Here is a 22526-nt window from a genome sequence, read left to right as displayed (position 1 = left end):
GTAAATTTGATAAAGAAAATTAGGAATTGGACAGACTCGCAGCATACATAAAGGATATTAACAAGCTTTGTGAAACTCACAAGGTAAAAAGCTTGTACGCTTTCGGGTCCATTTTGACAGAAAAATTTAACGCAGACAGCGATATTGATCTAATTGTTGATTTCTCCAATATCAACGTAGAAGATTATGCGGACAATTATTTTGATCTCAAATTTTCGCTTCAAGACTTATTGAAAAGACCAGTTGATCTATTGGAAAGAAAAGCTATAAAAAACCCATATTTCAAGCAAGCTATAAACCAACAAATGCAACTCGTGTATAGATAAAATACAAACATGGCTTTATGACATTCTCAATGCAATAATAGAAATTGAAAGTTTTATCGAGGACACGGAGAGAAGTTTTGGAAGATATCAAGATGACTTGCGGACAAGGCGTGCGGTTGAAAGAAACATTGAAATTATTGGTGAAGCTCTTAGTAAAATCCTGAAATTAAACAGTAACATTGCCATTTCCAACTCTAGGTAAATTGTTGACGCAAGGAATAGAATAATGGTTACGACACCGTATCTGATGAGGTGTTTGGGGAATAATTGTAAACCATCTTCCAATTTTAAAAACAGAAGTTGAATCCTTGTTAGGTGAATAAATAACTTGAATGTATCTTACAATCTCATATTAAGTTTCCCCCTATAAGTTCGGTCGGATCGGTATTGAACCATGATTTCGTTGTAACAGTTTTTCCTAAACGAAGATAATTTCTAGCTAATTAGCCAATAGTACATTGTTCATTCTCGATTTGCATCGCAAGATTTTCCCGGAAAAACTACAAGAGTACCATAAGCTTTTACATGAAAGCATTATAAGTCGAATTTCAAGAATGATCACTTTAAATTAATAAGCCTAACTTCCCGGTTTAAATGATATACCGCGGATTGCTGTATATATTTGCTACATATCATAGAAACTTATTATTAACATGATATATCATTTTCCGCCTAAGGAAATAGACCCGGTAGACAGCTCCTTCCTGGTTGTTGAAAATACTTTTTTCGCCAAACATAAAATAGAAAACAAAACGGCCCTGCGCAACATATTTCTTACGGAAAATGTGTTGATTTTTATATTGAAGGGATACAAGCATTTACATATTCAAAATGAAACAGTAGAAGTTACACCGCAAGAAATTATATTCTTAAAAAAAGGCATTTACGCCATGGCGGAATATTTTGAAGAAAAGAGTGAATTTGAAGCCATTTTACTTTTTCTAAAACCCAAAATTGTCCAAGAGGTCACCGCTGAATACAACATAAAATCTTCTAATAATCTTTCAAATATTCCCTTCTTAAAGATAAAAAGTAACCCCGTTATAGAAACATACAAAAGTCAACTGGGTCAATATTTCATTCAAGAGCCGTTGAAAGAAAAAAATATTTTACTGCTCAAACAAAAAGAGATTTTACTCTACATCTTTAAAACCATTCCACTCTCGGAAACCATTCCATTTTGGGACGCTATCATCTCCACTTCAACTGAAAACATAACATACGTAATGGATAAATACTTATTCCATAAACTATCCCTTAAAGACTATGCAAACCTTACTAACAGGAGCTTATCATCTTTTAAAAGGGATTTCGCCACGATATATAGTTCTTCACCTGCAAAATGGATTAACCAAAAGCGTTTAGAATATTCATGCTTACTTTTAAAAAATACACAGGAGAGAATTTCAGAGATATCTGAAAAATGCGGCTTTGAAAGCCTTTCCTATTTCACTAGGATTTTTAAAAAAACCTATCATATGACGCCCTCCGAATTTAGAGCTGAAAGTTAAAATAACTGAACTTTTTGTAATAACAACCGCTCTATTACTAAGTATACTTTTGCTGTACAAGAAATACAAACAAAGTATATGAAAATTTTAATTGTAGGTGGTTGCGGAACCATAGGAAAAAAGATAGTTGATGCGCTACAGCCGAAGCATCAAGTTATTACGGCCGGAAGAAACAGCGGCGATATCCATGTTGATATTACCGATCCTAAGTCCATCCAAAAAATGTTTGAAGACATCAAACAAGTTGATGCCTGCGTATGTACGGCAGGAACCGGATTTTACGGCGATTATAACACGATGACAGCGGATGACTTTATGCCGGGCATACAGGGCAAAATGCTGGGGCAGATCAACCTTGTATTAACCGGTAAAAAGTATATATCCCGAGAAGGATCATTTACACTAACATCGGGCATCGCGGCAGAACACCCGGCAAAAAACGGCGCCGTCGTCGCAACCATAAATGGCGCTATCAATAGTTTTGTTTTGGCCTCCGCGCAAGAATTAAAAAATGACTTAAGGATTAATGCCGTTAGCCCGGGGCTTGTTGAAGACAGTTTCGAAAGGTATGGCAATTTATTTCCCGGCTTTAATCTTGCCCCGATGAGGAAGGTTGTTAATGCCTATATCTTAAGCATTGAAGGAGCTGTCAACGGTGAAATATTGAAAGTATATTCATAAATCCGCTAGTAAAATAAAAATCCCGGTGTTGCCACCGGGATCTATCATCTAAAAAGGAATATTATTATTCGTTACTACAGGTGAATCGCTTCACCGTAAGCCACTTCGATCGCATCTTTCACGGATTCGCTCATAGTCGGGTGCGGGTGAATTGAGTTCAACACCTCGTGGTAAGTAGTTTCCAGCTTACGTGCCACTACGGTTTCAGCGATGATTTCAGTAACGTTAGCACCAATCATGTGCGTACCTAACCATTCACCGTATTTAGCATCGAAGATCACTTTTACGAAACCTTCAGGAGCACCGGCAGCAGAAGCTTTACCGGAAGCTGAGAATGGGAATTTACCCACTTTAATTTCGTAACCGGCTTCTTTCGCAGCTTTTTCAGTATAACCAACAGAAGCAATCTCAGGCGCACAATAGGTACAACCCGGGATGTTCATATAATCGATCGCTTCAGGTTGATGCGCAAATTTCTTCTCGTTATAAGCGATATTTTCAACACAAACAATCGCTTCTTTAGAGGCAACGTGTGCCAAAGCTTGACCCGGCACCATATCACCGATAGCGTAGATACCGTTCACATTTGTTTGATAGAATTTATCAACCAAGACTTTACCTTTATCGGTTTTCACACCTAATGTTTCCAGGCCGATATTCTCGATATTAGCAGCGATCCCTACAGCGCTCAACACGACGTCTGCTTCCAAGGTGATTTCACCGTTGGCAGTTTTCACTTTCGCTTTAACGCCGTCACCACTTTTTTCAACAGCTTCCACGCTGGAATTAGTCATGATTTCGATACCTTTTTTCTTGTAGATTTTCTCCAGTTCTTTAGAGATATCTTCATCTTCTACAGGCACGATACGCGGCATAAATTCCACGATAGTAACCTTGGTACCCAAACTATTATAGAAGTAAGCAAATTCAACGCCGATAGCGCCAGAACCCACAACGATCATGGATTTAGGTTGTTTTGGCAATACCAATGCTTCACGGTAGCCGATCACGCCTTTACCATCGATTTTAAGATTAGGCAATTCACGGGAACGAGCGCCTGTAGCCAAGATGATGTGTTTAGCATCGTAAGTAGTTGCTTTACCGTCTTTATCAGTAACTTCTACTTGACCTTTGGCTTTCACTTTACCGTTACCCATCAGCACATCGATCTTGTTTTTCTTCATCAAGAACTGAACACCACGGCTCATCTTGTCGGCAACACCGCGGGAACGTTTGATGATGGCATCAAAATCAACCTGGGCATCATTCACGGTAAAACCGTAATCTTTTGAATGTTGGATATATTCAAACACCTGGGCAGATTTCAATAATGCTTTAGTTGGGATACAGCCCCAGTTCAAACAAATACCACCCAAATTCTCCCTTTCTACGATTGCTGTTTTAAGTCCCAGTTGCGAAGCACGGATAGCAGCTACATAGCCACCAGGGCCGCTACCAATTACGATTACGTCGTATGCCATATTGCTTAATTTTTATTTAAAACTTGCCAAAGGTAGTAAGAAAATAGCAAAATTACTGCTAAATATACAGGACTTACATCCGCGTGATAAAACCAACGCCCATGGCCAATTTTGATTCAAAAATATGTTTATATAAAATTAAAAATGGATGTATAGCTCTTTTAAAATGAGTGGCCATACATCCATTTTTAGAATATCATGCACCCGGTTAGCGCAAGTCCACCACTTCTACGCCGGGATATTTCTTGGCATCGAAAGTAAATAGGCTTTCACTGACCGCTCCATTCGGTTTCAAATCGGTGATCTCGTAAGTAAAACGGTTACCGTTTTTCTCGAAAATTTTCATTCTAACGATTGTTTGTGCCTTTTTGTCTACATCCACCATCGCTTTAAACACGTTTTTGGATTTATCCACCGGCGTCAACTCGATCTGTTGCAAAACTTTGCCTTTCTCGGTTGTCTCACCTAACAAGCGGTACAAATAATCTTTATCATAAAAATTAGTAAACAATTTGGCCGGCGTCATGGATTGACCATTTTGATCTATCGTATTGACAGTCACCTCGTTAACATCCTTGGAATATGTCCAAGAAGTTTTATTATCACATATAATTTCTCGGTCGGCCATCGTAACTTTATACTTTGAACCTTTAACGTACACGGTACCTTTTTGGGAATCCATCACGTTATTTCCGCTTCCACCTTCAATTTTTAATACAAAGTTGGCCACCAATGATTTCAGGGATTGTAATTTTTTACTAACGCCATCGAGGATAGCTTTAGCTTTCGGGTCGCTTTTACCTATAGAATTTGCCGTGCTTTGCGCAACACTCATAAATGATAATCCTAACAGCAAAGTCCCTAGTATGACCGTTTTCTTCATTGTACTTGTTTTTGATTTTATACCGGCTATAAGACAAAAGTTATGCCGATACTAGTTATGACAGTTGTTAAAGGAATGCAAAAGTCGCCTTTTTCAATGAAAGACGGAAACGATCGATCAAATAATAAAAATTTATAACAAATCATTAAGAATTTCTTCTAAATCGGCCTCGGTTTTAACATGTACCTCCCGGGCTTTACTGCCCATGCTAGGGCCAACAATACCTGCCGCTTCCAGCTGATCCATTAATCTACCGGCGCGGTTATAGCCTAACTTCATTCTTCTTTGTAGCAATGATGTAGATCCTTGTTGGGATTGTACGATTACCCTGGCGGCATCTTCGAACAGCGAATCCCTTTCGGATAAAGCAAATTCCTTGCTCTCCATATCCTTTTCATCCACGTATTCGGGTAACATGTAGGCGTCTGTATAGCCGCGTTGCTGCCCGATAAATTCCGCGATCTCCTCCACCTCGGGCGTGTCTACGAAAGCACATTGCAAACGCACCAATTCCCCGTTATACGAGATCAACATATCCCCCTGCCCGATTAACTGCTCTGCTCCACCGGTATCCAGGATCGTCCTGGAATCAACTTTCGAGGAAACCTTGAAGGCGATACGGGCCGGGAAGTTAGCTTTGATCGTACCGGTGATAATATTTACGGAAGGTCTTTGCGTCGCGATTATTAAATGGATACCCACCGCGCGCGCCAATTGCGCTAAACGTGCGATCGGCATCTCCACTTCTTTACCCGCGGTCATGATCAGGTCGGCAAACTCATCCACTACCAATACTATAAAGGGTAAATAGCGATGCCCCTTTTGCGGGTTGAGTTTACGTTGTACGAATTTGTTATTGTATTCACGGATATTACGGGTACCGGCTTCCTTGAGAAGATCGTACCGCAGATCCATCTCGATACAAAGAGCATTCAAAGTATGGATTACCTTCTTCGTATCGGTGATGATGGCATCTTCTTCACCCGGCAATTTGGCCAGGAAATGCTTTTCGATCAATTTATATAAAGAAAGCTCTACCTTCTTGGGGTCTACCAAGATAAATTTCAATTGTGAAGGATGCTTTTTGTACAACAAGGAAACCAGTAAAGTATTGATACCAACAGATTTACCTTGCCCTGTTGCACCGGCCATCAACAAGTGCGGCATCTTGGCGAGATCGGCTATAAAGTTTTCGTTATCGATTTTTTTACCGATAGCCACCGGTAAATCCATCGTACTGTTTTGGAATTTATCCGAAGCGATCAAATTACGAAGCGATACGATGGTTTTCTTAACATTCGGCACCTCGATACCGATCGTTCCTTTACCCGGTATTGGCGCTATGATACGGATACCGAGCGCCGCCAAACTCAAGGCGATATCATCTTCCAGGTTCTTGATCTTGGAAATCCTTACACCTGCTGCGGGAACGATTTCGTACAAAGTAACCGTCGGCCCCACCGTCGCGCTGATTTTTTGGATATGTATATCGTAATTTTTGAGCGTTTCGATGATTTGATTCTTATTCTTTTCGAGCTCGGAAGTATCCTGCGTGATTTTCTCTGATCCATGCACGGCAAGCAGGTCGATTCCCGGGTGCTTGTAATCCCGAAGGTCCAAAGTGGGTTCGTATGGATCAAGAGGATCCGCGCTGGTAGTAATAGGCGTTAATTCCTCATGCACTGCATCATTTTCTGCCGCTGCTGCTTCCTCGCGGCCCGGATTTATTTCCAAAGACAATTCTTCATCCAGGGGTACCGCATGCTTTGCTTTTGATGCAGGCGTTGTTTCAAAGGGGGGAATAGCAAGTTCTTTCGCAGGCAATTCTTCATCCGCATCAGCGGAATCATGCGGGGAACTCTTCGGCGGAACATAACTAATATGATGTTCTTCCTGGTCCTTTTCTACGAGTTCATATCCATCTTCAAATCCATCTTCTTGGTTTGGAAAACTTACATGGATATTACCGTTATCTTTGAGTTTATTAGGTTTAGCCGGCAACATTTCTTCTACTACCCCTTCTCCAGCCGGGTCATCTTCTTGCAGCATGGGGTTAAGTTCCAGCTCCTCTTGCGGCAATACGATTTTCGATTTCTCTTTCGGCGGTTTTACTTTCTTTTCAGGCCATTTAAAATCCACGTTAAACTTGTAGATTACCCACGCGAAACCCGCAACAAATATCAACAAGGCCATTCCAATTTTACCGATGAATCCAGTGATCCAATGATTAATCGCGTCGCCTAATGCGCCGCCAAAAGGAAATTCTGCGGTATGTGCCAGGAAAGATGCCGTTGTGCTGATATAAATTAAACCGAATAAAATATACTTAATATTTCTCCAGGGGCGAAATACTCTCCTACCAACGATGGCATTTATCCCGAAGATAAAAAACAGGTAACAGAAAAGATATGATGCAATACCGAAACCGTTGAAGAAAAACCAGTTGGATAAAAAAGCGCCCAAACGGCCCAGCGCATTTTCAACTACTACATCGTCTCTAAAAAGAATATTAGGGCAAGCCTTGCAAAGTAGGCTTTGATCTTCATCCCAGGTGAAAAGGTAAGATGTAAAGGCTATTAAAAGGTATACTGATAATAACAACAAGATCGTACCCACCACTTTATGCGTACGCTCATCTTTTACCAGTTCCTTCATTTTTACATCCGCTTCCTTATCCGGTTTTAATACGCCCGGATCCGGTGGTGGCGGACTTTTCTTCTCTACTTTTTTGCTCTTTAATTTATTTCCAGCCATAATTATATTACCAAAATTAACAATTGCTTCCCGTATAAAACAGGATTATTTGTCCCCAGCGGTAATCTTGGAGATCCAACCGGTTACAAATTCCAGCACTTCGGGCGCTACCGTTTCATCAATCTCGGCATATTCCCCGATGGTGCAAGTTTTACAATGTTGGAATAAATGGTTCAGTTGATCAAATATCTTGGTTGTAACCTGTTTATTCCCACCTTTTGCCAACCAATATTGAAATCCTTCGATATTCTCTTTTGCCGGCACTTGAATATCCTTGGAACCATTTACCGCGAGAACGGGACAAGTTACTTTAGGTAAATACGTAGATGGATCCGTTTTTAGTATACCGAGCATTGAAGCTGTGCTAACGGCTAAAGCTGTTTGCGCATTATAAGCCACGCGGCTTTGTTTTGCCTTTTCACCCGGTTTCAGCGAAATATCGTACAACTTATCAAGAACATGGGCGGCAAGTTTAGGAATTTCATTTCTATTCGGTGCCCGGATCACGATCTGCCCCAACTCCTTGATATACTGTTGCCTTAACCGGCTGGTATCCTCGCTGATGCCTTCAGATTTGTAAATCCAGTAATTTTGGTCGGCCAACAAATCTACGCCATTAATACCTAAACCGGCCAAGCTTACCACGAATGCTACCGCGTGATTTCGGGATGCGAGCATGGGCGCAACAATGCCGCCCTCGCTATGCCCGATCAGGCCAATTTTTGTTACATCAATTAAAGAATCTTGTTGTTGTAAAAATTTAAAAGCGGCTTCCGCGTCCTTTACAAATTCAGGTATCCCTGCACTCGCGTAATTCCCTCCGGATTCGGCCGTCCCGCGATCATCATAGCGGAGCACGGCAATACCGTGTTTCGTGAGGTAATCAGCCCAGACAGCAAACGGGCGGTGGTTCATTAATTCTTCGTTGCGGTTCTGCGGGCCGGAGCCGGAAATGAGGATCACCGCAGGGAATGGCCCCTTTTTGATAGCCGGATAAGTAAGTGTTCCGGCTAAAGTTACATGGTCCTCTTCATTTATAAACTTAACCTCCTTCCTGAAATAACCAGCATACGGTGATGGATCTTGTGGCCGCCTAAGCCGGGAGTCCATCTTGGTAACGAAGCTCCTGCCGAATTTCAAAGGATTTGGATGTCTCCTTTGTATAAAAGTGCCCTCAATTGAATCCCGGTTCGCAACAAAAGCGCCCTCGTATTCGATGTAAAACGCTTTAATAATAAAAAAAAGTTGCCCGTTTTCCAGGCGAATCGAATCAACAGGTATTTTATCTCGAGACTGATCCAAACTAATCATCGTGGCCTTTAAGCCTTCAGCGGTTGAGTCAACGGTAAGCTGAAGCCTCAAGGGTGAACTCCGGATTTCCAACACCCCGTACCAATTTCCTGTTATAGACTGCGCTTTCAAGCCGAAAGACATTAAGCAAAATATAAACAAACAGCCAAATAGATACCGGGTTAAAAATCTCATGGGGTCATTTTTATTTCTTTAAGAACGAAAGCAATAGGCAGATCCAACCGGCGATAAAGAACAACCCTCCGATCGGCGTAATGATTCCAAGCTTGCGCAGGCCAACATCACCCGTAGTTTTCATTAATGTCATTACATATAGCGAACCGGAAAATAACAAGATACCGATCAAGAAACACCTGCCTGCCCAGATCATGCTGGATGTTGGATAAGAAGCATACAAGATGCCTACGGCCAACAGGGCAAAAACGTGGTAAAACTGGTATGTCACCCCGGTTTGAAAAGTATGAACATCTTTTTCAGAAACCAGCTCCTGCAATTTATGAGCGCCGAAAGCGCCCAGTATCACTGCCAATGCGCCTAATATCGCCGCCCAAATCAAAAAAGTCTTATGCATTTGTTATCTCGTTTATTAAATAATCTAAGCTCAGTTCATCCGCCGTAATTATCTTTTGTGACAGCTGGTAAAACTGTATTCTCTCGTTCAATTTTTTCTCAACGAAAGCAGACAGATCGTCATCGGTAAGATCTTGGATCAGCGGACGTTTATATTTTTTTCTTTGCAAGCGCTCCACCATAGTTTCTATACTAGGATTGATCCATACGGTTATGCCTTGGTTGTTCATCCAATCCATATTATCCGAAAAACAGGGTGTTCCGCCGCCGCAGGAAACGAGGAACTCCGGTTGTTCGCTGACATCTTTGAGTACCTCGGTTTCACGCATGCGGAAATAATCTTCGCCTTTCTCGGCAAAAATATCGCTTACCGGCATCCCTTCTTCTTCCACGATCACTTCATCAATGTCATAAAACGGCAGACCTAAATGTTCGGCTAACTGCTTTCCCCAGTAAGTTTTGCCGGCTCCCATGAAGCCGAGCAAAAATATCCTGCGTCCCATGTTCTTGTTGTTGTTGTTCAATTCCATATACCATGCTAATTGAAGGTGATAGGGGCTATTATATTTAAATTTAAGATATAACCCATGCCAATGATAGGTCATTCTCGTAAATGTATTGCAAATTTAAACGCGATGGGGTAGCAGATTTCATAAAATTACAATAAATACTACCGACTACGCCAAATGGAAACGGTTCGAGGGGCATGTCTTCTTTAAAATCTAACTTACCTAGCCCGTACCACTTAAATATAGCTTCCTTCGCACTCCAGCAAACTGTTTTGTGGGCCAGGGAGTGGGCCGGATCAATAAATGATCGCTCTACAGGTGATAGGAACTTATGGCTGACCTTCTCGATTTTCTCCTGCGCAAACTCAATATCTATGCCAACTGCGGCTTCCTTACTCACGATCGCTGCCGCATAATCTCCACAATGGGAGATTGAGAAATGAAAGGAATTGCAAACCAGGTGTGGTTTGCGGCTTTCCATCACGCGGATTTCCTCCAATGGAAATGAAGGGAACAAGGTCTTTAGCAACATCCGGCCAGCGAAATGCTGCAACCGCTTGTGCGGGTGATGGATGGCCGGGTCAATACTCACCTGCTGCCGGAAAAAGGACTCCTGTTCGCTAATTTTCCACACCCCGAGCTTTGTAGCTTCATTAATTTGTATCGTACGTATTAATGGCATATCTTGCCGCATTATTTGCGAATGTAACTGTTTTCATGTCGCATCAACCCAAACATCAGCAGAATTTACTATCTTGTTTCATGCAGGGCGAATGCAATATGTGGCAATGATACAATACATGTCGTAAAGATTCAAATCTAACATATCACAATTCAACAAGCAAACTATGATTTTGTCGGATACGCGCATCCTGGAAGAAATTGAAAAAGGGACGATCGTCATAGAACCGTATGACAGGAAATACCTGGGAACCAACTCGTATGATGTGCACTTGGGCAAATACTTAGCCACGTACAAGAACCGTGTCCTGGACGCCAAGCAACATAACGAAATCGTGCATTTTGAAATCCCGGGAGAAGGGTTTGTATTAGAACCCAACACGCTTTACCTCGGCGTAACTGAAGAGTATACAGAAACCCATGCGCATGTACCCTTCCTGGAGGGAAAATCCAGCACGGGGCGTCTCGGTATAGATATCCACGCTACCGCCGGTAAAGGCGATGTTGGTTTTTGCAATACCTGGACCCTTGAAATCTCTTGCGCTCAACCCGTGAGGATATACGCAGGAATGCCGATCGGTCAACTCATATATTTTGTCGTGGAAGGTGAAATAGAAACTTTTTACAACAAGAAAGGTAATGCTAAGTATAATAACCGTACCGTTCGCCCGGTAGAAAGCATGATGTGGAAGAATGAGTTTTAGTATGGTAAACTAATATTTTATATAAGATATTTTTAAAAATCCCTTGCATTGTATATGTATGCAAGGGATTTTTATACTTGGATGTTGCTGTTATTCAGCCAGTAATTTATCGATCAAGGCATTAAAATTCCTTTTAAATTCCTCGTAATGCTCCCCTGTCCCGGGACCTGAAAAGCCGGTATGTACCTCCCGGACCTCACCTTTCTTATCAATGAATATCGAAGTGGGGAAACCTTTCAATCCCGTTAGTTGCGGTAAAGTTTTCTCCGTTTTCTTTGGATCCCCGGGCGTTACCTGGGTAATTAAAACTGGGTAGGTAACCCGGAACCTTTCTGCGAATTTCGCAGCGGATTGCCTTGACTTTTCAAAATCGGTGGTACGTTCGTATGCTAATGCAATTACTTCTACCCCCCTTTGTTTATTTTCTTTATACCATTTGCTGAGGTAGGCCGTTTCATCCATACAGTTAGGACACCAGGAACCGCCAATGCTTACGATCACGACCTTGTTCCTAAACCTGGGATCATTAATACTTACTTTATGGCCGTTTAGATCCGGGAAGACAAAATCCAGGCGGCTTTCACCCGGACGCATTGTATTGAGCGTACGTTCATCGGGTAGTTTCGCAGCGGGATCATTCTTGGCTATCCAATGCTCCTTGGCGGTGATGCCCGCATAGAAAATACCCTCTTTCATTGTTTTACCCTCGACCCTGGCCGTGAACAAGTAGGCATGGGAGCCGTCAAAAGTAGATAACTTCAATTGGTTACCGTCTACAACTCCTTGCAAATACCTGTAATCACCGCTACTGGTAAGGAAAGTGCCGTATACGGTATTGCCATTTTGCTCGAACTCACCGATGGCGAAAGAAGAATCCGCTTCGCCCGGTTTATAGAAATATGTAGGCCAGCGACCGCTAACATCAGCAGCCGGCTTATTGCGAACTGGGAAGCGCACTTTTACACCGGGTTTAGCCGTAAATGGAATCGTTTGATCTCCCGTGGGTAAATGCCTGGTCCAAATCCCTTGTAAGCTACCATCCTTTAAGATGGCCGCTTTGAAGTCATTATCAAAAAAGGGCATTTTTATCCAAGCTGAATCCGCGGAAGTAGTTATTTCATCCACGCGCATCCTTTCTTTGGCATTGATAATATATATGACGGGCTTGCCTGACTCCCGTACCAAGTCAAAATTGAAAACGATATCCGCGCCATCGCTTCGATGGAGTTTCGCCTGCCAAATGCCTTTGGTTAAGCGTTGTTGCGCATGTAAACTTAGGCCGGCGAATAATGCCAGCGCTACAATCAGAAAATGCTTCATTAGATCGATGATGATTATGCCTTGCAAATTAAAAGCATTTATCCTACTCCACCTATAGACTAATTAAATTATGGTCGAATCCTGGCACCGAATAGTAAACTGCCGATGCGAACCAATGTGCTACCTTCTTCTAAAGCCAAGTGATAATCTCCACTCATGCCCATCGACAATTCCTTGAATGCCGGCTCATCAGCGAAGAAATCCGCTTTAATCTTGCCATGCAATGTTTTCAGCCCTGCAAATTCTTTGCGCACTTGTTCCAAGTTATCGGTATTGGTGGCCATCCCCATTAGCCCGGCAATTTTAACATATGGCCAAGCAGCAGCTTGGGTTTTATAATCGTTCAGCAAGTTCATCAACTCCGCTTCATCCAAGCCGAACTTGGTTTCCTCTTCAGCGATATGGATTTGAAGCAGGCAATAAATTACCCGGTTCGATTTAGCGGCTTGTTTATTAATTTCCTGTAATAGTTTCAAGCTATCGACCGCGTGGATCATCGTTACAAAGGGAGCAATGTATTTCACCTTGTTACTTTGAAGATGCCCGATAAAATGCCATTGTATATCTGCCGGGAGCTGGCTTTGCTTGTCTACCATCTCCTGAACATAGTTTTCGCCGAAAATTCTTTGTCCCGCATCGTATAACTCCCGGATATCGCTTGCCGGCTTCACCTTCGAAACAGCCACCAAGGCCGCTGCAAATGGTTGTAATTCCTTTAAAACAGATTGATAAGCTGATAAATTTACTGACATAAGCCTCAAAATTAAAGAAAAGCGACCATTGCTCATGCGTTTTGGCCACGGATTTTGTTCACGGATTTTAGGGGGATTTAAGGATTGCACGGATCGTTTTTTGTTTTTGAGCGGTACGGAAACAAAGGAGGGGGTAAAGATGTTTATCAAAAGAAATGTGGCTTTGTCCTTGTGTTTATTCAAAAATTTTCGCTGAAACTTGGATGTTGCCGAATTATGGAAGGCGTATTTTTTTAGATGCCCAAGAATAAATAGGTTTGTAAACATCATAAAGCAGGATACAATTAAACAATCTTATATGAATTTCCAGTTATCAGAAGAACATTTAATGATTCAGAAAGCGGCCAGGGATTTCGCTAATAACGAGTTACTACCCGGGGTTATCGAAAGGGATGAATTACAAAAATTCCCGGCTGAACAGGTGAAACAGTTAGGCGAGCTCGGTTTTCTCGGTATGATGGTTGATCCCAAATACGGGGGATCCGGTTTAGATACCATCTCTTATGTTTTGGCAATGGAAGAAATTTCCAAGATCGATGCCTCTGCCGCCGTGGTGATGAGCGTTAATAATTCTTTGGTATGCTGGGGTTTAGAACACTTTGGCAATGAAGAACAGAAACAAAAATACCTCGTACCCTTAGCTAAGGGCGAAGTGATCGGCGCATTCCTCTTAAGTGAGCCGGAAGCAGGTTCTGACGCAACATCACAAAGAACTACCGCCGAAGATAAAGGGGATCACTATTTATTAAACGGTACCAAGAACTGGATCACTAACGGTAACTCTGCCAGCACTTACCTCGTAATAGCTCAAACTCATCCTGAAAAAGGCAGTAAAGGCATCAATGCCCTGATCGTAGAGAAAAACAGTCCCGGCATTACCATCGGGGTAAAAGAAAATAAGCTGGGGATCCGTGGTAGTGATACACATAGTATCATGTTCCAAGATGTTAAAGTTCCGAAGGAAAACAGGATCGGTGAAGATGGGTTCGGATTTAAGTTTGCTATGAAAACTCTTGGTGGCGGCAGAATTGGTATTGCCAGCCAAGCTTTGGGAATTGCCAGCGGTGCTTACGAATTAGCCTTGAAATATTCCAAATCTCGCAAGGCTTTCGGAACTGAAATATGTAACCACCAAGCTATACAGTTTAAATTGGCCGACATGGCCACCCAGATCGAAGCAGCACGCCTGCTTTGCCTCAAGGCGGCATGGGAAAAAGATAATGGCTTAGATTATACACTGAGCGGCTCCATGGCCAAAGTATTTGCATCAGAAACAGCCATGTGGGTTGCTACCGAGGCAGTACAGGTACATGGCGGCTACGGCTATGTTAAAGAATACCACGTGGAACGCTTGATGAGAGATGCCAAGATCACCCAGATCTACGAAGGCACTTCCGAAGTACAACGGATCGTTATCGGTAGAAGTATTATTGGAAAATAAAAAATTATCGTTTAGGCAAGACCGTTGGAGCATTAGCCTGCGGCGGTTGGCGCTTACTTCATTTTGTAACTGCCTTGGGACTTCCGTTAAATTCCCGTAGCTTGCCAATAGTATTATGAAAAACATAAAAATCATAGAAGTAAAGTCGGAAATCGGAGCCGGAACACGGGGCGCCAGTCTCGGTGTAGATGCTATCAAAATAGCCGCACTGGATTTTATGAGTAGCTTTTTTGTTCATTTTCCAACCGAGGAAATCGAAACGGAGAACAAGCTCCTATTTGAACCGATCGAATCCCCTTATGCCAAGCGCATTAAAGGTACGTACACCATGTATGACAGGATCAGCAAAAGTGTATGTGATACAGTTAAGCAAAATTGGTTCCCGGTAGTTTTAAGTGGCGACCACAGTACCGCGGGAGCTACCATCGCCGGGCTTAAAATGGCGCATCCACAAGCTAAACTGGGCGTGATCTGGATAGATGCGCATGCCGATTTGCATACGCCGTATACCACGCCTTCCGGAAACATGCACGGGATGCCCCTGGCAACCGCTATTGCAGAAGATAACCTGGATTGCAAGGTCCATGAGTTGGATGAAAATACGACCAAAGCTTGGAGCGCCTTAAAAAATATCGGCAAAATCTCTCCGAAGGTATTACCTGAAGACATCGTCTTTATTTCATTAAGAGATTATGAAAAGGAAGAAGATTACCTGATAAAAAAATATGGCATGAAGGTGATCACGACCAGCGAAGTGCGAAGAAAAGGTCCGGAAAATGTTGCCAGGAGCGTATTTCGCTATTTAAGTGATTGCGATTTAATTTATATCTCGTTCGATGTGGACAGCCTGGATTCCTCGATTTCGAAAGGAACCGGCACCCCCGTTAGTAACGGTTTGAGGGAAAGGGAAGCGGAAGACCTGATCTCCAAGTTCATGCAGCACCGTAAAATTTGCTGCTTTGAAATAACAGAGGTCAACCCTACCCTGGATCGTGAAAACCTGATGGCAGAAATTGCGTTCAACATCTTACAACGTAGTGTCAACGTATTGATGATGAACTGACTGTAAAGTGTCAATCGGGATCGGTGGCGCCGCGGCGCTTATTCCATAGTAAACCAACAACCAGCGTACAACTTCGCTATAGCTCTGTACCCCCATTTCCTGTTGGTTTGCTTTTAAATATTGATCATACAGCAACCTCGAATAATCATCTACAGGACCTTGATAATTTTCATAGAAAGTTCTCAAGGTCTTGTAATCTTCCCGGATACCCGGCAAGGTTTTTTCCAAGATCACCTGCGCCAACGAGTCATTTTGTCGCCCCAGCATACGCACGCTGTACAGTAGCATTTCGAAATGCGCCGAGTACCGGAAGCGGGGATCTTTACTTTGGCTAGCTACGACGAAACCTACGAAATTAGCATCCTCTTCCGGTGCATAACCGAGCTGGTGGGCGATTTCATGGCAAGTAGTAAAAGGTAAAGTGAAACCCGGCACAGAGGTATTTACCTGCGCTTCGTTGGTAAAGGGGTTTAAATAACCGGTTACCCCGATATAATTCAACCACTTGTTATATAACGAAGGTTTAATAGAAGTATAAGTATAATTTAGATGTACATTTTCTGTAGCTAAGCGATCATATGCTGCTGCCGCCATCCCGAACAACTGTTCCTTGGGAAGATCGCGATCTAACTTTTCCCGGAAGATCATTTCCAGTTCCCCGTTAGCCATGTTGACCAGCGTATCCGATAAACGGTATAAAGAATTTGCATCATAATGGGCTGACGGCGGCAAATTAAAATCCTCCTCCACGGAGTTCCTCTGGTAATTATATCCCCATAAAAGCAGGAAAGCCAGGTAAATATGCAATACCGAGTGAACCGCTTGTAAGAGTATATACGCGGCCTCCCTCCATTTTACGCGTACAGCATTAAATACGATCTTAAATAAAAAAACAATCCCTATTATGATCCATGTTGTGTATATTACGTCACCTATACTAAACGGGACATTACCCAAAACATACCTTAAACCCTTACTTATAGAAACGTACCATCTATGGAAATAAAAATCAGCGAGCCGTATATTTGCATTGAGTAAAAACTGTACTATTGCAATCACCAATAAAGAAAGTGCAATCCTTATAAACTTGATTTTAAAATTGACGCGGTTCTCCATAATTATTTTAGGAACATGATCGATGATAAATTACTCCAAGATATTGCAATAAAACTCTCTGCAAAATTCGGGGTGAAAATACAGATAATTCAATCAGAAAAGTTATATGGCGGCGATATTAATTTCACATATAAAATCGCCACCAATGAAGGTGACTATTTTCTAAAAATAAACGATCATAAAAAATTCCCTAAAATCTTTCAAAAAGAATTACATGGATTACAGGCCTTGAGAGCGGCCAGAAGCATCGCGGTTCCCGAGCCTTACCTGTATGGCCATGTGGGCAATGCCGCTTACCTCGTAACGGAGTACATTCCCAAAGAAGCTGCCAGGCATGATTTCTGGGAGCATTTTGGCGCCGGTTTAGCGCAGCTTCACCGGCAATCGCAGCCTTATTTCGGCTTAAATGAATCGAATTATATCGGTTCTATAAAGCAATACAATACCCCTTATAACAACTGGCCCGTTTTTTATGCATTCAACCGTATTATGCCCCTGGTAAAGCTGGCTTACGATGAGCATCAGCTCGACAAAACGTTGGCGCAGCAATTAGAAGCACTTTGCAAGCGCTTTCCGCAGATTTTCCCCGGTGAACCGTCGTCATTATTGCATGGCGATCTATGGTCAGGTAATTTTATGGTTGGCAAAAAAGGACAGGCATATGTTTACGATCCCGCTATTTATTACGGTTACCGCGAGATGGATTTGGCTATGACCCGCTTGTTCGGCGGTTTCGACAACCGTTTTTACCAGGCCTACGATAAAACTTACCCGTTGCAACCGGGTTGGCAACAGCGGATCGGCATTTGCCAGTTATACCCATTGCTGGTGCATTATATCCTCTTTGGCGGCAGCTATTATAACAGCATCCGCGAGATCGTAAGGGCTTTCTAAAATTTATTTCTTGATAAAGTCTTGCATCTTTCCCAGTTCTTCCTTGATGATCGGGAAAAATTCAATTACTTCTTGCTGAACGGAAGTCAACATTTCAGTAACTACGTCTACATCATTATTTTTGCGCAGGTAATCTTCTAAGGTTTCCATTTTCCCGGTTATCCAGGTCAGTCCCACCATCGAAAAGTTGGGTTTGATTTTATGTACTTGGAATTTCAGTTGTTCCAAATCCTTGTTCTTCGCCGTATTGAGCAACTTTTGCATCTCCTCTTCCATCGTCATTACGAATATTTCAAACAGATCGACCGCGTACCCGATATTACTTTCGTATAAAGAGTTCAGGTATCGAACATCCAGTTTCGGATGAAATTCATAACCACTGTAGTTGGGAACTTCCATTATTAGTTCAGTTTCGTCTTCGTTCAAATATTTATTCAGGATCAGTAACAGTTGATCCGGTGTATATGGTTTTGTTAATATATCGGTGATACCGATGACCCTCGCCTTCGTAATGGTACTGGGCACCGCGGCAGCCGTGGTAGCAATAACAGGTGTGGCTACATTTGGTTTACTTTCATCTTCCCGGATCTTCTTGGCCAATTCGAAACCATCCATCCCGGGTATACGGATATCCATCAGTACCAGGTCAAATTGTTTAGAATTCAGGAAATAAAGCGCATCCGGGCCATTGGTTGCGAGTTGGTAATCGATCTTATATTTTTCGAGTAAACTCAAGATATACTTCAGGTTCATCTGGTTGTCTTCCACTACCAATACCTTGGAGCTACCGAAATTGATCCTGGCATATTTCTGTTCCAGCTCGCTGGTAGGCATCAACGGTTTTCCCGTATCGGCCAGTGGCAAAGTAAAAGTGAAACAAGTATTAAATACGGGCGCTTCCTCGATATAGATTTGTCCGCCCTGCAATTCTACCAATTGTTTGGCGATGGCCAGGCCTAAACCGGTTCCCCCGTAACGCTCACGGATATCCTTTTCGGCCTGTTTATAATTTTGGAAGATTAGTTCCAGTTTATCTTTCTTTATCCCGATGCCGGTATCGCAAACCCTGAATTTAGCCCACACCGTATTACCGATGCGCCGGTCCAGGTCCACGGAAAGGGCAATTTCCCCTTCCTTTGTGAACTTTTCAGCATTTCCGAGTAAATTCATCAGGATTTGGTTCAATAACTTATCATCTCCGACCAATAAGGAATCCAGCTGCTTGTCAAATTCGACCGTCAACTTGATCGGTCTTTGCCCCAATTTCAGTTGGAAGGTTTCCGTCATGGACTGTACCAATTCCCTCAAATCAAATTCCCTCGGATTCACATCCAGCTTACCGGCTTCGATCTTGCTGATATCCAAGATATCGGTGATAAGGTCGTGCAAGATGCCGGAGGAATGTTTTAATATCTTGATATATTCCTTCTGATCTTCATCGAGCGCCGTTTCATTCAACAAATGTATCATACCGATGATGGCGTTCAACGGTGTGCGGATTTCATGGCTCATATTAGCCAGGAACTCTTTCTGGATACGCTGGGCCTCTTCCGCGGCATGGCGGGCTTTCTCCAGTTCAATTTGCTGGAGTTTTTGCGCCGTGATATCCATATGGATCCCAACGCCGCCAACGGGTTTGCCGGCAGCATCGTAAATATTGCTGGAACTGGCCAGCACCCATTTGCGGGTACCGTCTTTCAAAATAATTTCCAGGTCGTACAATAGCGGCACATTGTTATCTACCCGGTACTTCCTCAAGTTCCTAGCATATTCGCGGCTTTCCTGGGGAACGAATAGTTCCGTGATATTCTGACCGATTAATTCCTCTTCGGAATAGCCTGAAAGGCGGCAAAAGCTATGGTGAACATGGGTGATATTTCCGTCGACATCAGTTTCGCAAACAGCCGCGTTCAGGTGATTTAAGACAACACTATATTTATTCGCATAATCGCGGACAGCCATTTGTTCGCGTTTTTGCTTGGTAACATCCACGATTTGCCATACGCTGCCCTGGAAAGATTTTTTTTCAAAAATGGGGATATAGCTAACTTCGCGGATAGCGCCGTCTGAAAAGAGAAGCTCCCAACCGAAATACGGTTTTTTCTTTCTCCGTAACTCTTTCATTTTCATTTCGAAAGCATCGGGAAAGAGTACGTAAGGCTTCATATATTCGATTACGCCGTTATAGGGTTGATGAAAGAAGTCATCAAGAAATGTAGGAAGAGCGGAGAAATAATCCAGGTAAATCTCGTTGGCCCAAATAAAACGGTGTTTTTCGTCGGTTACCAGCATCCCGGCATTCGAGTTTTGCAGGAAAGACAGGATGGGTAGGGACAAAACACCGGTTGGCGGCACGTTGTTGGCGCCACGTTGGAGGGGATTTTCTGGAGTTCTTTTAGATTTTTTGATACCGGGTCTTCCTTTAAAAGTCATAATTCAAATAAAAAATCAAATAGGGATATTTACAGGGCTTCATAGAATCTGGTCCAGTCGTAAGTTCTTAAAGCTTATGCTCGAAACAATGCTATATGATTAGCGGTAAATATCTGATTTTTTTGCAATAAATAATATATTAAATTTAAAAGCAAACAGGTTTTTCGCTAAATTTTTGCATTTGCAAATATTTAATTACCTTTGCATCCCTCTTAAAGCGAGGTTTTTTGTTATGAAACAACTCCGAGAATTTGATATAGCCTTTGTAGGACTAAAACCCGGGGTTCATACGTTTCAGTACGAAATTAATGATAGTTTCTTTGAAAACTATGGCCAACAGGACTTTAGTAATTGTAAAGCTACGGTGAAGTTACAATTTGACAAAAAAAGTAACTTCTTCATGCTAAAGTTCGAAATTGGCGGTACGGTTACTGTAACGTGCGACCGTTGCGGTCAGCCGTTCGAAATGCAACTATGGGATGATTTTGACCAGGTGGTAAAACTGGTTGAAAACCCCGGCGAGATGAACGACACCGGCGATCCTGATGTGAAATATATTTCGCAGACAGATTCCCATGTCAACGTAGCCGATTGGATCTACGAATTCATCAACCTGAGTATTCCCATGCAGCGCATTCACCCGGACAACAGCGAGGGTAAGAGCGGTTGCGATCCAAAGGTAATAGAAATGCTGGAAAAGATGCGCCAGCAAGCAAACGATGCATCAAATCCAATCTGGAAAGACTTGGAAAAATTTAGAGACAATTAATTTTAATTCGGACAATTAAAAATTAAATAAAATGCCAAATCCTAAACGCAGACATTCTCAGCAAAGATCAGCTAAGAGAAGAACGCATTACAAGGCAGTTGCTGACACATTAAGCACAGACAGTGCTACTGGCGAAGTGCATTTGAGACACCGTGCTCATTGGGTAGAAAACAAGTTATTCTACAAGGGTAAAGTTGTATTGGAAAAACAAGCCAACACTAAATAATTTTACTATTTTTACACCCGAGCTAACAGACAAATACATAGTTGCATGAGAATCGGGCTAGATATGATGGGTGGCGATTTTGCGCCCCTGGAAGCAGTAAAAGGAGTAAAACTATTTTTAGACACCGTTGCTACAAATGTGCACCTGGTGCTGATTGGTGACGAACAAGCTTTGTTACCTCTTATCGCTGATGCCCAGTTGGACCAATCAAAATATTCGATCGTTCATTCATCCCAAGTAATCGGGATGAATGAACATCCTACCAAAGCGCTGAAGGAAAAACAACAATCCTCTATCGCGATAGGTTTCTATCTCTTACAGCATAAGAAAATAGATGCCTTTATCAGCGCCGGTAATACGGGGGCTATGATGGTAGGCGCTATCTATTCTATCAAACCTATTGATGGTATACAAAGACCTACAATCTCTACTCCCCTCCCCCGCGAAGACGGCTCCGCTAATACTTTATTAGATGCGGGTATCAATGCCGATTGTAAACCGGAAAATCTCGTTCAATTCGCTGTTTTGGGTTCTTTATACTCGCAGTACATCCTCGGGGTGCCACAACCCAAAGTTGGATTATTGAATATCGGTGAAGAAGAAGGTAAAGGAAACTTGCTAGCGCAAGCGACTTACCCACTGCTGAAAGAAAACGAGCAAATCCATTTCATCGGTAACGTCGAAGGTAGGGATGTATTTACGGATAAAGCGGATGTAGTCGTTTGTGAAGGCTTTACTGGGAACGTAATCCTAAAAATGGCCGAATCATTCTATGACCTCTCCGTGAGAAGGAATATCCAGGATGAATACATCGCCCGTTTTGATTTTGAGACTTACGGTGGCACTCCCGTTCTCGGTGTATCCGAACCTGTTATCATCGGTCACGGCATCTCTAAAGCTACCGCTTTTAAGAACATGATCGTACTGGCAGAAAAGATGATCGAAACGAAATTGCTGGATAAAATAAAGGAAAGCTTTCCTACTAAGGTTGAATAACCTTTTCCGGGGATGACTTTGTCCATCTGCCTTGAAAATATTTAACGCTGCCGGTATAACCGGTAGCGTTTTTTTATTTGAGGGAGGCTAGAACGGGGAGGAAGG

At 42.5% G+C, this 22526-nt stretch carries 22 protein-coding genes; 11 read left to right on the top strand and 11 right to left on the bottom strand.

Features of this window, described 5'->3' with window-relative positions:
- Positions 1 to 26: 26 nt before the first annotated feature.
- The 4 genes from COR50_RS22750 (at position 27) to COR50_RS12070 (ending at position 2518) form a co-directional block, all read left to right on the top strand.
- Positions 27 to 326: a nucleotidyltransferase family protein gene (locus COR50_RS22750; protein ID WP_098194217.1), complete on the top strand. Its 300-nt coding sequence runs from the start codon at positions 27 to 29 to the stop codon at positions 324 to 326.
- Positions 319 to 528 carry a HepT-like ribonuclease domain-containing protein gene (locus COR50_RS22745; protein WP_394336712.1) on the top strand — a complete coding sequence of 70 codons (210 nt, stop codon included), beginning with the start codon at positions 319 to 321 and terminating at the stop codon, positions 526 to 528. Before COR50_RS22750 ends, COR50_RS22745 begins: the two co-directional genes overlap by 8 nt.
- Before the next feature lie 451 nt (positions 529 to 979).
- Positions 980 to 1837, top strand: coding sequence for a helix-turn-helix domain-containing protein (locus tag COR50_RS12075; RefSeq protein WP_098194216.1), 858 nt, complete (start codon positions 980 to 982; stop codon positions 1835 to 1837).
- Positions 1838 to 1915: 78 nt separating this feature from the next.
- Positions 1916 to 2518 (top strand): short chain dehydrogenase, encoded by a 603-nt coding sequence (locus tag COR50_RS12070; protein ID WP_098194215.1) that lies wholly within the window; start codon positions 1916 to 1918, stop codon positions 2516 to 2518.
- Positions 2519 to 2592: 74 nt separating this feature from the next.
- Here the strand turns inward: COR50_RS12070 and lpdA are convergent, their stop codons facing one another.
- The 7 genes from lpdA to COR50_RS12035 form a co-directional block, all read right to left on the bottom strand.
- The gene (gene lpdA, locus COR50_RS12065) at positions 2593 to 3999 is read right to left on the bottom strand and encodes a dihydrolipoyl dehydrogenase (protein WP_098194214.1); all 1407 of its coding nucleotides are present in this window, start codon (positions 3997 to 3999) and stop codon (positions 2593 to 2595) included.
- Between the two features lie 208 nt (positions 4000 to 4207).
- Positions 4208 to 4882 carry an outer membrane lipoprotein chaperone LolA gene (lolA, locus tag COR50_RS12060; protein ID WP_098194213.1) on the bottom strand — a complete coding sequence of 225 codons (675 nt, stop codon included), beginning with the start codon at positions 4880 to 4882 and terminating at the stop codon, positions 4208 to 4210.
- Between the two features lie 132 nt (positions 4883 to 5014).
- The gene (locus tag COR50_RS12055) at positions 5015 to 7636 is read right to left on the bottom strand and encodes an FtsK/SpoIIIE family DNA translocase (RefSeq protein WP_098194212.1); all 2622 of its coding nucleotides are present in this window, start codon (positions 7634 to 7636) and stop codon (positions 5015 to 5017) included.
- A gap of 45 nt (positions 7637 to 7681) precedes the next feature.
- The gene (locus COR50_RS12050; RefSeq protein ID WP_098194211.1) at positions 7682 to 9121 is read right to left on the bottom strand and encodes an alpha/beta hydrolase family protein; all 1440 of its coding nucleotides are present in this window, start codon (positions 9119 to 9121) and stop codon (positions 7682 to 7684) included.
- A gap of 10 nt (positions 9122 to 9131) precedes the next feature.
- Positions 9132 to 9518 carry a DUF423 domain-containing protein gene (locus COR50_RS12045; protein ID WP_098194210.1) on the bottom strand — a complete coding sequence of 129 codons (387 nt, stop codon included), beginning with the start codon at positions 9516 to 9518 and terminating at the stop codon, positions 9132 to 9134.
- Positions 9511 to 10047 carry a shikimate kinase gene (locus COR50_RS12040; protein ID WP_232516157.1) on the bottom strand — a complete coding sequence of 179 codons (537 nt, stop codon included), beginning with the start codon at positions 10045 to 10047 and terminating at the stop codon, positions 9511 to 9513. Before COR50_RS12040 ends, COR50_RS12045 begins: the two co-directional genes overlap by 8 nt.
- A gap of 43 nt (positions 10048 to 10090) precedes the next feature.
- Positions 10091 to 10708, bottom strand: coding sequence for a 4'-phosphopantetheinyl transferase family protein (locus tag COR50_RS12035; protein WP_098196210.1), 618 nt, complete (start codon positions 10706 to 10708; stop codon positions 10091 to 10093).
- 166 nt (positions 10709 to 10874) lie between these two features.
- Between COR50_RS12035 and dcd the strand changes: the two genes are divergently transcribed.
- Entirely contained in the window at positions 10875 to 11411 is a 537-nt protein-coding gene (dcd, locus tag COR50_RS12030) for a dCTP deaminase (protein WP_098194209.1), read from the top strand.
- Positions 11412 to 11501: 90 nt separating this feature from the next.
- Here the strand turns inward: dcd and COR50_RS12025 are convergent, their stop codons facing one another.
- Positions 11502 to 12731, bottom strand: a complete 1230-nt coding sequence (locus tag COR50_RS12025) for a TlpA disulfide reductase family protein (RefSeq protein ID WP_098196209.1) — start codon at positions 12729 to 12731, stop codon at positions 11502 to 11504.
- Between the two features lie 68 nt (positions 12732 to 12799).
- Positions 12800 to 13483, bottom strand: coding sequence for a YggS family pyridoxal phosphate-dependent enzyme (locus tag COR50_RS12020; RefSeq protein WP_098196208.1), 684 nt, complete (start codon positions 13481 to 13483; stop codon positions 12800 to 12802).
- Between the two features lie 298 nt (positions 13484 to 13781).
- Here COR50_RS12020 and COR50_RS12015 point away from each other — a divergent pair, with 298 nt between their 5' ends.
- Together COR50_RS12015 and COR50_RS12010 are read left to right on the top strand one after the other, a co-directional pair.
- On the top strand, positions 13782 to 14924 hold the full coding sequence (locus COR50_RS12015; RefSeq protein ID WP_098194208.1) for an acyl-CoA dehydrogenase: 1143 nt from the start codon (positions 13782 to 13784) through the stop codon (positions 14922 to 14924).
- A gap of 115 nt (positions 14925 to 15039) precedes the next feature.
- A complete protein-coding gene (locus COR50_RS12010) occupies positions 15040 to 15987 on the top strand; it encodes an arginase (protein WP_198405639.1) in 948 nt (315 codons plus the stop codon).
- Here the strand turns inward: COR50_RS12010 and COR50_RS12005 are convergent.
- Positions 15952 to 17103: a DUF3810 domain-containing protein gene (locus COR50_RS12005; protein WP_098194206.1), complete on the bottom strand. Its 1152-nt coding sequence runs from the start codon at positions 17101 to 17103 to the stop codon at positions 15952 to 15954. The genes COR50_RS12010 and COR50_RS12005 overlap by 36 nt on opposite strands.
- 15 nt (positions 17104 to 17118) lie before the next feature.
- Between COR50_RS12005 and COR50_RS12000 the strand changes: the two genes are divergently transcribed.
- A complete protein-coding gene (locus tag COR50_RS12000) occupies positions 17119 to 17997 on the top strand; it encodes a fructosamine kinase family protein (protein ID WP_098194205.1) in 879 nt (292 codons plus the stop codon).
- A gap of 3 nt (positions 17998 to 18000) precedes the next feature.
- Here COR50_RS12000 and COR50_RS11995 read toward each other — a convergent pair whose 3' ends face one another.
- Positions 18001 to 20430: a PAS domain-containing hybrid sensor histidine kinase/response regulator gene (locus tag COR50_RS11995; RefSeq protein WP_098194204.1), complete on the bottom strand. Its 2430-nt coding sequence runs from the start codon at positions 20428 to 20430 to the stop codon at positions 18001 to 18003.
- Between the two features lie 232 nt (positions 20431 to 20662).
- Here COR50_RS11995 and COR50_RS11990 point away from each other — a divergent pair, with 232 nt between their 5' ends.
- The 3 genes from COR50_RS11990 to plsX are packed head-to-tail and all read left to right on the top strand — an operon-like array spanning position 20663 to position 22421.
- Positions 20663 to 21199, top strand: coding sequence for a YceD family protein (locus COR50_RS11990; protein ID WP_098194203.1), 537 nt, complete (start codon positions 20663 to 20665; stop codon positions 21197 to 21199).
- A 31-nt stretch (positions 21200 to 21230) separates the two neighbouring features.
- Entirely contained in the window at positions 21231 to 21425 is a 195-nt protein-coding gene (gene rpmF, locus COR50_RS11985; protein WP_098194202.1) for a 50S ribosomal protein L32, read from the top strand.
- A 45-nt stretch (positions 21426 to 21470) separates the two neighbouring features.
- Positions 21471 to 22421, top strand: coding sequence for a phosphate acyltransferase PlsX (gene plsX / locus COR50_RS11980; RefSeq protein ID WP_098194201.1), 951 nt, complete (start codon positions 21471 to 21473; stop codon positions 22419 to 22421).
- The last annotated feature ends 105 nt before the right edge of the window (positions 22422 to 22526 follow it).

This window comes from Chitinophaga caeni (assembly GCF_002557795.1).
Taxonomy (GTDB): Bacteria; Bacteroidota; Bacteroidia; order Chitinophagales; family Chitinophagaceae; genus Chitinophaga; species Chitinophaga caeni.
Note: the sequence above shows the minus strand (reverse complement) of the source record. Positions and strands in the feature narration are given on the sequence as shown.

What these genes read in the sequence shown, in the direction of transcription:
- COR50_RS12075 (WP_098194216.1), top strand. Translation starts at nt 980, where the DNA reads ATGATATATCATTTTCCGCCTAAGGAAATAGACCCGGTAGACAGCTCC.
- COR50_RS12070 (WP_098194215.1), top strand. Translation starts at nt 1,916, where the DNA reads ATGAAAATTTTAATTGTAGGTGGTTGCGGAACCATAGGAAAAAAGATA.
- lpdA (WP_098194214.1), bottom strand. Translation starts at nt 3,999, where the DNA reads ATGGCATACGACGTAATCGTAATTGGTAGCGGCCCTGGTGGCTATGTA.
- lolA (WP_098194213.1), bottom strand. Translation starts at nt 4,882, where the DNA reads ATGAAGAAAACGGTCATACTAGGGACTTTGCTGTTAGGATTATCATTT.
- COR50_RS12055 (WP_098194212.1), bottom strand. Translation starts at nt 7,636, where the DNA reads ATGGCTGGAAATAAATTAAAGAGCAAAAAAGTAGAGAAGAAAAGTCCG.
- COR50_RS12050 (WP_098194211.1), bottom strand. Translation starts at nt 9,121, where the DNA reads ATGAGATTTTTAACCCGGTATCTATTTGGCTGTTTGTTTATATTTTGC.
- COR50_RS12045 (WP_098194210.1), bottom strand. Translation starts at nt 9,518, where the DNA reads ATGCATAAGACTTTTTTGATTTGGGCGGCGATATTAGGCGCATTGGCA.
- COR50_RS12040 (WP_232516157.1), bottom strand. Translation starts at nt 10,047, where the DNA reads ATGGAATTGAACAACAACAACAAGAACATGGGACGCAGGATATTTTTG.
- COR50_RS12035 (WP_098196210.1), bottom strand. Translation starts at nt 10,708, where the DNA reads ATGCCATTAATACGTACGATACAAATTAATGAAGCTACAAAGCTCGGG.
- dcd (WP_098194209.1), top strand. Translation starts at nt 10,875, where the DNA reads ATGATTTTGTCGGATACGCGCATCCTGGAAGAAATTGAAAAAGGGACG.
- COR50_RS12025 (WP_098196209.1), bottom strand. Translation starts at nt 12,731, where the DNA reads ATGAAGCATTTTCTGATTGTAGCGCTGGCATTATTCGCCGGCCTAAGT.
- COR50_RS12020 (WP_098196208.1), bottom strand. Translation starts at nt 13,483, where the DNA reads ATGTCAGTAAATTTATCAGCTTATCAATCTGTTTTAAAGGAATTACAA.
- COR50_RS12015 (WP_098194208.1), top strand. Translation starts at nt 13,782, where the DNA reads ATGAATTTCCAGTTATCAGAAGAACATTTAATGATTCAGAAAGCGGCC.
- COR50_RS12010 (WP_198405639.1), top strand. Translation starts at nt 15,040, where the DNA reads ATGAAAAACATAAAAATCATAGAAGTAAAGTCGGAAATCGGAGCCGGA.
- COR50_RS12005 (WP_098194206.1), bottom strand. Translation starts at nt 17,103, where the DNA reads ATGGAGAACCGCGTCAATTTTAAAATCAAGTTTATAAGGATTGCACTT.
- COR50_RS12000 (WP_098194205.1), top strand. Translation starts at nt 17,119, where the DNA reads ATGATCGATGATAAATTACTCCAAGATATTGCAATAAAACTCTCTGCA.
- COR50_RS11995 (WP_098194204.1), bottom strand. Translation starts at nt 20,430, where the DNA reads ATGACTTTTAAAGGAAGACCCGGTATCAAAAAATCTAAAAGAACTCCA.
- COR50_RS11990 (WP_098194203.1), top strand. Translation starts at nt 20,663, where the DNA reads ATGAAACAACTCCGAGAATTTGATATAGCCTTTGTAGGACTAAAACCC.
- rpmF (WP_098194202.1), top strand. Translation starts at nt 21,231, where the DNA reads ATGCCAAATCCTAAACGCAGACATTCTCAGCAAAGATCAGCTAAGAGA.
- plsX (WP_098194201.1), top strand. Translation starts at nt 21,471, where the DNA reads ATGAGAATCGGGCTAGATATGATGGGTGGCGATTTTGCGCCCCTGGAA.